Origin of the sequence: Kocuria aegyptia (genome assembly GCF_039530085.1) — a bacterium.
In the GTDB taxonomy this organism is placed as follows: domain Bacteria; phylum Actinomycetota; class Actinomycetes; order Actinomycetales; family Micrococcaceae; genus Kocuria; species Kocuria aegyptia.
Genome location: NZ_BAAAOA010000003.1, coordinates 44,546 through 51,983, shown reverse-complemented (window position 1 = coordinate 51,983; position 7,438 = coordinate 44,546). Strand labels below are relative to the sequence as shown.

The window sequence follows — 7,438 nt, the reverse complement described above, 5'->3', positions numbered from 1 at the left end:
GCCGATTCTTGGGGAAATGCCACTGGATGGGGGACTCGGCGGGCACCATCTCCACTCCCCACTTCCGGGCTGCGCGTCCGATCCGTCGTCTTGTCCCCCGGTCACGGCGGCGCCCAGACACAGGCGCTCCGTCGGATCTATCAACGGGTCATGACCGACCTCATGAGCCTCGCCCAACTGCGCGACACCGGCCTCAGCGGCCACGAGATCCGGAGCCGCCTCCGCGATGGAAAGCTCCACCGGATCCACCCCGGCTACTTCACGACCTCCGACGCCTATCTGCGGCTCGGACCCGAGGAGCAGGCGCTGCTCAGGCATCAGGCGCTCACCCGGGCCGCTTCCGTGCCGCCGATCTTCTGTCTCGCCTCGGCCGCCGTGGTGCACGGCCTGGACCTCCGGCGAGTCCCGGCCCGCCTGCACACGCTCACCAGGCCGGGAGAAGGAACCCACAACGGGTATGCCGGCGTCGTCAGGCACCAGGAACCGTTGCCGGAGACCGACATCGTCACGGTCGAGGGGCTGCGCGCCACCGCGGGCGAACGAAAGCTACTGGACTGCGCCCGGTTGCTGCCCTTCCCCGACGCCGTGGTCCTGGCGGACCAGGCGCACCTCTTCGGTGTCACACGGGCCCGGCTGGAGGAGCGCCTGCCGGAGTGGGCCGGCCGTCGCGGCGCGCGCCGAGCTCAACGCGTACTGGACGCCATGGACACGCGCTCCGAGTCCGTGGGAGAGACACTCACCCGACTCATGCTGGCGGAGTCCGTGCTGCCGGCGCCGGAGCTGCAGTGGGTGATCGTGGGCCGGACGGGGAACTATCGTGCCGATTTCGCGTGGCCCGAGCACCAGCTGGTTCTCGAGTTCGACGGCGAGAGCAAGTACGGTGATGCCCCCGCCACCGTGATCCGCAACGAAAGGCGGCGCGAGGTCGAGATCCAAGAACAGGGGTGGACCGTCATCCGGATCGGATGGCACGACGTCGTGCGCACCCCCGCCGCGACCGTCGACCGGATCGAGGCCGCGCTGCGCCGCTCGGCCGCCACCCGCTGACCCCTGCTGCGCCGCGCGGGCCCCAGCTGGCTCCACACCGGCCCGCCGCCGGCCCGTCGAGTCCCCAAGATGCTTCTGTTTCCCCAGGATTCTTTTGGGGAAACGGGAACGTCATGGGGGACTTGACGCGCGAGGGCACCGAGGTGTGGGGACTCGACGCGCGTGGGCACCAAGGTGTGGGAACTCGGCGCGTGCGAGCGCCGGGGTGTGGGGACTCGGCGCGTGCGGGCACCTCAGCATCGGGACTCGGCGTCGGAGAGCGGCCGGACCTCGGGGCCGGGCGGGAAGGGAAGGGTGCGGATGCGGGTCAGAAGGGGCCGTACGCCTCGACCGTGTTGGTCCACAGGCGCTCGCACAGCGGCTCCAGCTCCTGCTCGAGGATCTCCGCCATGCCGCGCACCGTGTAGTTGACCACGTAGCTGGCGTTGGGCCGGCCCCGGTACGGGTGCGGGGTGAGGAACGGCGCGTCGGTCTCGGTGAGCACCAGCTCCGGGCGGGCGATCCGCAGGGCGGCCTTGAGGTCGTGGCTGTTCTTGAAGGTGACGGTCCCGGAGAAGGACATGTACCAGCCGTGCTCGTTGCAGGTGCGCGCGAGCTCCTCGTCCCCGGAGAAGCAGTGGAACACGGTGCGCTCGGGGGCGCCCTCCTCCAGCAGGACGGCGACGACGTCGGCGTGGGCGTCCCGGTCGTGGATCTGCAGCGCCTTGCCGGTGTCCTTCGCGAAGCGGATGTGCTCCCGGAAGGACCGCTTCTGGTGCTCCCGCCCCTCCCCCTCGGTGCGGTAGTAGTCGAGGCCGGTCTCGCCGAAGGCCCGGACCCGCTCGTGCTCGCCCAGGGAACGGATCTCGGCGAGCGCCTCGTCGAGGGTCCCGGCGGCCGCGAGTCCCGGCACCTCGTTGGGGTGCAGCGCCACGGCGGCCAGCACGCGGGGGTCGGCCTGGGCGGCGGCCACGGCGAAGCGGGAGGAGGGGACGTCGCAGCCGACCTGCACCAGTCCGCCCACCCCGGCGAGGGCGGCGGCGTCCGCGGCGTCCCGGACCGAGACCTGGACCCGGCCGTCCTGCAGGTCCAGGTGGGTGTGGTTGTCGGCCACCGGGTGCGGCAGCGGCTCCGGCGCGGGCGGGTAGGCGAGGTTGCGGCGGCGCCCGTCGTCGTCCTGGGCGGAACGGCGCCGGGTGCCCTCCCCGGCGGGGACGTCCTCCGGCAGGGCGTAGCGCTCGGGCTGGTAGGCGGCGGGGGCCGCACCGGGGGCGGGAGCGGGCCGGGCGGCGGGGTCCGGCCACAGGGAGGCGGCGAGGAGGGTGGCGTTGGGGTCGGTCACGGGCGGTACCTCAGGAGGTCTCGGGGAACAGGTCGGTCATCGGGGTGGGGAGCAGGACGGACAGCAGGACGCGAAACACGCGGACACCGACCAATCTACGAGCTGGGCCCGGGCAGACATACTGGGAGCTGCAGACGCGAGCAGGAAGCCGAGGAGCCCATGGAGTCCTTCCCCCAGTACACGCAGGCGATCCTGGACCGAATCAACACGGTGATCGACGGCAAGCCGGAGGCGGCGCGCACGGCCCTGAGCGTGCTGCTGGCCGGCGGGCACCTGCTGGTCGAGGACGTGCCGGGCGTGGGCAAGACCATGCTGGCGCGCACGCTGGCCACCGCGATCGGCGGGACGGTCGCGCGCGTGCAGTTCACCCCGGACCTGCTGCCCACGGACATCACGGGTGTGTCCGTCTACGACCAGGCCCGGCGCGAGTTCGAGTTCAAGCCCGGCCCGGTGTTCGCCAACGTGGTGATCGGGGACGAGATCAACCGGGCCTCGGCCAAGACCCAGTCCGCGCTGCTCGAGTGCATGGCGGAGGGACAGGTCACGGCGGACGGGACGACCTACCGGCTGTCGACCCCGTTCATGGTGGTGGCCACGCAGAACCCCGTGGAGATGGACGGCACCTTCCCCCTGCCGGAGGCGCAACGGGACCGGTTCACGGCGCGGATCTCCATGGGCTACCCGGACACCGCGGCGGAGATGACGATGCTCACCGACCACGGCGGCGTCTCCCCGCTGGAGGGCCTGCAGCCGGTGGTCTCCCTCGAGGACGCGGCCCGCTTGGTGGCGCACGTGCGCGGCATCCACGTCTCGGACGCGGTGCGCGCCTACATCGTGGCCCTGGGCCAGGCCACGCGCTCGCACCCCCAGATCCGGCTGGGGGCCAGCCCCCGGGCGCTGCTGCAGCTGCAGGCCGCGGCCCGCGCGGAGGCCGCCCTGAGCGGGCGCGAGTACGTCCTGCCCGACGACGTGCGGGCGGTCGCGGTGCCGGTGCTCGCCCACCGCCTGATCCTGGACCGCCGTGCCGGCACCGACTCCGCGGAGGAGCTGGTGCGGGCGGTGCTGGACGAGGTGCGGGTCCCGGCCGAGCACACCCCCCGGACCCGATGAGGCGCCGGCCCGAGCGGACGGCCGAGGGAGAGCGGGCGGAGCAGCCCGTGGACTCCCGCGCCCGGTTCACGGGGCGCGGCTGGGCCTTCCTGGGGGCGGGCGCCCTGTGCCTGCTGCTTGCCACCTGGCTCGGCCGCAAGGACGTGCTGGCGCTGGCCCTGTTCCTCGGCGGGGCGCCCCTGTTCGCGGCGCTGTCCCTGTACGTGGTCAAGCCGAGGGTGCTGCTCAAGCGCGGCGTGGACCCGGCGCTCGTGACGGCCGGGGACTCCGCCGTGGTGCGGCTGCGCGTGCGGCACCGGACCCGGCGCGGCGGCACGGTCACCGGGGCGGTCGCCGTGCACGAGACGGTGCCGGAGCCGCTGGGCGGGGACCGCGAACTGAGCGTGGAGGCCGGTGGGGAGCCCGCCGCCTACACCGTCCGCCCGCGCCGCCGCGGGGTCTACGCCCTGGGGCCGGCCACGGTGCGGGTCGCCGACCCGTTCGGGCTCGCCGCCGAGCTGCTCGACGCCTCCGAGCGCACGTCCCTGCACGTGGCGCCGGACCCGGTGGAGCTGCCGGAGATCAGCGCCGATCGGCTGCGGGAGTCCGGCACCGACCCGTCCCGGACGGCGCAGCCGCAACCGGGCCCCGACAACGTCACCACTCGCGAGTACCGGCACGGCGACCCCATGCGCCGGGTCCACTGGGCCGCCTCCGCGAAGCACGGCCAGCTGATGGTCCGGCAGGAGGACCCCCGCAGCACCCGCCGCCTCACCCTGGTCCTGGACAGCGACGAGACCTCCTGGCCCGGGGAGCGGCTGTGGGCCGGGGTGCTCCCGAGCACCGCCGAGTTCGAGTGGGCCGTGTCCTTCACCGCCGCCGTGCTGGAGCACCTCACCCAGCGCGAGACCGCCCTGCACGCCCTCGACACCTTCGGACGCCCCCTGCCCCGGGGCGGGGAGGACGAGGACGACGCCGCTCCCGCCCGCACCCGCGCCGCCGCCCTCACCGACGACGACGCCGAGGACGCCCGGCACGGGCTGGCGCGGGTCCGTCCCGAGCCCGCACCGCAGGGCACGGCAACCGGCGGCCCGGCGACTCGAGGACCAGCGACCCGTGGAACAGCGCCCCGCGGACCGGCGACCGAGGAACGATCGACGGGCGGACCGGCGACCGCGGACCGATCGGCCCGCGGAGGAGCGGCCGACGGGACCGTGGCGGATGCGCTGGCCGACCGGTTCGACCGCGACGGTCTGGTCCACCCCGTGCTGCTGGTCTCGGGGAACCTCTCCGCGGCGGCCGCCGAACGGATCCTGCGCGGCACGCAGCGGGCGGCCGCGGGCAGCGCGGTGCTGGTGACCTCCTCCCCGGCAACGGTCCCGGACGGGGCGGGAGTGCTCGAGGCGGCGGGCTGGTCCGTCGTCGTCGTGCCCGCGTCCGCCGCACCCGAGGACGCGTGGGCGCAGCTGGGCAGCGGGGCCCGCGCGGCCGGGGCCCTCCGATGAGCGCCGCCGTCCGCGCCCCCGCGGCTGCCCCGCAGGAGGCCGCCGGATCGCCGGAGCCTCCCGCGAGGAACCGCCGCCCGGTGGGCACCGTCCTGGGTCTGGCCGGCACGGTCCTCGTGGCGGTCGGGCTGTCCCTCGTGGCGCTGACCGGGGTCCTCGACGGCGCGGGGTGGGTCCCCGGGGCGCTGCTCGCCGCGCTCGCCGTGGTCGCCGCGACCACGACGTCCCGGGTGCTGCGGCTGCCGGGCCTGCTGGCACCCCTGTTCGGCGCCGGGGCCCTGGTGCTCGCGCTCACGGTGCTGTTCCTGCGCGGGCCCGCGCTGCTCGGCCTCGTCCCCACGCCCGGGAGCCTGGCCCTCGGCGCGGAGCTGTGGCGGGAGGCGGCCGGGATCGCCGCCGAGCGGCCCGCGCCGTATCCGGAGTCCGTGGCGCTCGCGTTCGTCGCCGCTCTCGCCGCGGGTCTCGTGACCCTGTTCGTGGACACCGTGCTCGTGGCGCTGCGGCTGCCGGGGGTCAGCGGCCTCGGTGTGCTGGCGCTGCTCGTGGTGCCCGCCCTGGTGCTGCCGGGGAGCGTGGGCGCGGCCGGGACGGCGGCCGCCGTGCTCGCCGCGCTGGTCCTGCTCGGCGGCGGACGGCGCTTCGGCGCGGTGCGGGAGCCCCGCACCGCCGCGGCGCCGGGCAGCTGGCCGCGGGCCCTCGTGGTGGGTGCCGGTGTGCTGGCGGTGACGCTGCTGGTCCCGGGGCTGGTGCCCGGCTTCGTCAACGGCGCGTTCCCCCAGGGCAGCGGGTCGGCCGGCGAGCGCGCCTCCGGGGTGGGTCCGCTGCGGGCCGTGGGGCAGGACCTGCGCTCCGCGGAGCAGCTGCCGCGCCTCGAGTACACGACGAGCACGGACGAGCCCGAGCTGCTGCGGGTGCTCACCCTCGCCGACTTCTCCGGGGCGGAGTGGTTCCCGGACACCACCGGGCTGGACCCCGAGCTCGACGACCTCGGCCCCACCCCGCTGCACCCGGTGGGCGACGGTCCCGAGCGCCGCACCGCCGTGGAGCTGCGGGACTGGTCCGAGCGCTGGCTGCCGCTGCCGTGGGCCCCCGTGGACGTGACGGGACCCGGGAACGGCGACTGGGCCTGGAGCCCGCGGGACCTCACCGTGCACGGGGAGCAGGTCCCGGCGGAGGGCACCGCCTACGAGGTTCGCTCGATCGTGCCCGAGCCCACGTCCGCGCGGCTGCGCGAGGCCCCCGCCGCGCCGGACTCCCCGGAGCTCGCCCCGTTCCGCGAGCTGCCCGGCGAGACCCCGGCCGCGCTGCGGGAGGCCGCCCGGGAGCGGGCCGGGGACGCTCCCACGGCCTTCGACCAGGCCCTGGCCCTGCAGGAGTGGCTGCGCTCGGACGAGTTCCGCTACGACGTGGACGCCCCGCTCGAGCAGGGCTACGACGCCGGTGGCATGGCCTCCCTCGAGGAGTTCCTGGCCGTGCGCACGGGCTACGCCGGGCACTTCGCCCCGGCGATGGCCGTCATGGCCCGGGAGCTCGGCATCCCCGCCCGCGTGGCGGTCGGCTATCTCCCGGCTGCCGGACCGGGCACGGGTCCGGGTGCCGCGCCGGGTGCCGACGACCCGTTCGGGGACGCGGCGGGCCCGGGCGCCTTCGCGGTGCTGCCCCGGGACGCGCACGCGTGGCCGGAGCTGTGGTTCGAGGGCTCCGGGTGGGTGCGCTTCGAGCCAACCCCCGGCACCGGGGCCCTCCCCGGCTACGCTGCCGAGGGCCCGCAGGACGGGGACGGGCAGTCGCAGGAGGGCGAGGGCACCGCGGAGCCGACCGGCGAGCCGACGGACGAGCCCACCCCGGCGAGCACGGCGGACAGCCCCGACGAGGACGCGCCCTCCGCCGAGCCGACGGCCGTGCCGACCCCGGAGGCCCCGGCCGCGCCGGAGCCCGAGGAGGACGCCGGCCCGGCCGCGTGGCTGCCCTGGGCGGCCGGGGTCCTGGCCGCCGCGTTGCTGGCCCTGCTGGCAGCCCTCCCCCGGCTCCTGCGGTCCCGGCGGCGCCGGCGCCGGATGCGGGTGCTGGGCGACGCGCAGGCCCCGGCGGCCGAGCGGGCCCTGGCGGGGTGGGCGGAGGTCGAGGACCTCGGTGTCGACCACGGGCTCGGCCGCGCCGCCGCGGAGACGCCCCGGGCCTACGTCGACCGGCTCGGCACCGTGGTGCCGGCCGCCGCGGCGCCCCTGGAACGGCTCGGCCGGGACGTCGAGCGGGCCCTCTACGCGCCGGGCAGCACGGCGTGGTCGCCCGAGGCCGGCCCGGAGGACGTCGCGGCGCTGCGGACGGGTCTCGCCGGGCGCGGCGGACCCGGTGCGCGGCGCGCGCGGTGGCTCCCCCGCTCGGTGACGACCCGCCACTGAGCGCGGCCCTGCGCCGCCGCCGGGCCGACCCGAGCGCCGGGTCCGGCTCCGCTCGCGGCTCCCTAGGATCGATC

At 76.1% G+C, this 7,438-nt stretch carries 5 protein-coding genes; 4 read left to right on the top strand and 1 reads right to left on the bottom strand.

Annotation, left to right across the window (positions count from 1 at the left end; genetic code table 11):
* The first annotated feature begins 162 nt into the window (after window positions 1–162).
* The gene (locus tag ABD220_RS00410; protein ID WP_344118812.1) at window positions 163–1,047 is read left to right on the top strand and encodes a DUF559 domain-containing protein; all 885 of its coding nucleotides are present in this window, start codon (window positions 163–165) and stop codon (window positions 1,045–1,047) included.
* Window positions 1,048–1,354: 307 nt separating this feature from the next.
* On the opposite strand, the gene ABD220_RS00405 is transcribed toward ABD220_RS00410, so the two are convergent.
* Window positions 1,355–2,368, bottom strand: coding sequence for a TatD family hydrolase (locus ABD220_RS00405; RefSeq protein WP_344118810.1), 1,014 nt, complete (start codon window positions 2,366–2,368; stop codon window positions 1,355–1,357).
* 159 nt (window positions 2,369–2,527) lie between these two features.
* On the opposite strand from ABD220_RS00405, the gene ABD220_RS00400 reads away from it, so the two are divergent.
* The 3 genes from ABD220_RS00400 to ABD220_RS00390 all read left to right on the top strand — a co-directional run bounded on the left by ABD220_RS00400 (window position 2,528) and on the right by ABD220_RS00390 (window position 7,364).
* Window positions 2,528–3,478: an AAA family ATPase gene (locus tag ABD220_RS00400; protein WP_344118808.1), complete on the top strand. Its 951-nt coding sequence runs from the start codon at window positions 2,528–2,530 to the stop codon at window positions 3,476–3,478.
* Window positions 3,475–4,962 (top strand): DUF58 domain-containing protein, encoded by a 1,488-nt coding sequence (locus ABD220_RS00395; RefSeq protein WP_344118806.1) that lies wholly within the window; start codon window positions 3,475–3,477, stop codon window positions 4,960–4,962. The genes ABD220_RS00400 and ABD220_RS00395 overlap by 4 nt, the downstream gene beginning before the upstream one ends.
* Window positions 4,963–5,042: 80 nt before the next feature.
* On the top strand, window positions 5,043–7,364 hold the full coding sequence (locus ABD220_RS00390) for a transglutaminaseTgpA domain-containing protein (protein WP_344118804.1): 2,322 nt from the start codon (window positions 5,043–5,045) through the stop codon (window positions 7,362–7,364).
* Window positions 7,365–7,438 lie beyond the last annotated feature (74 nt).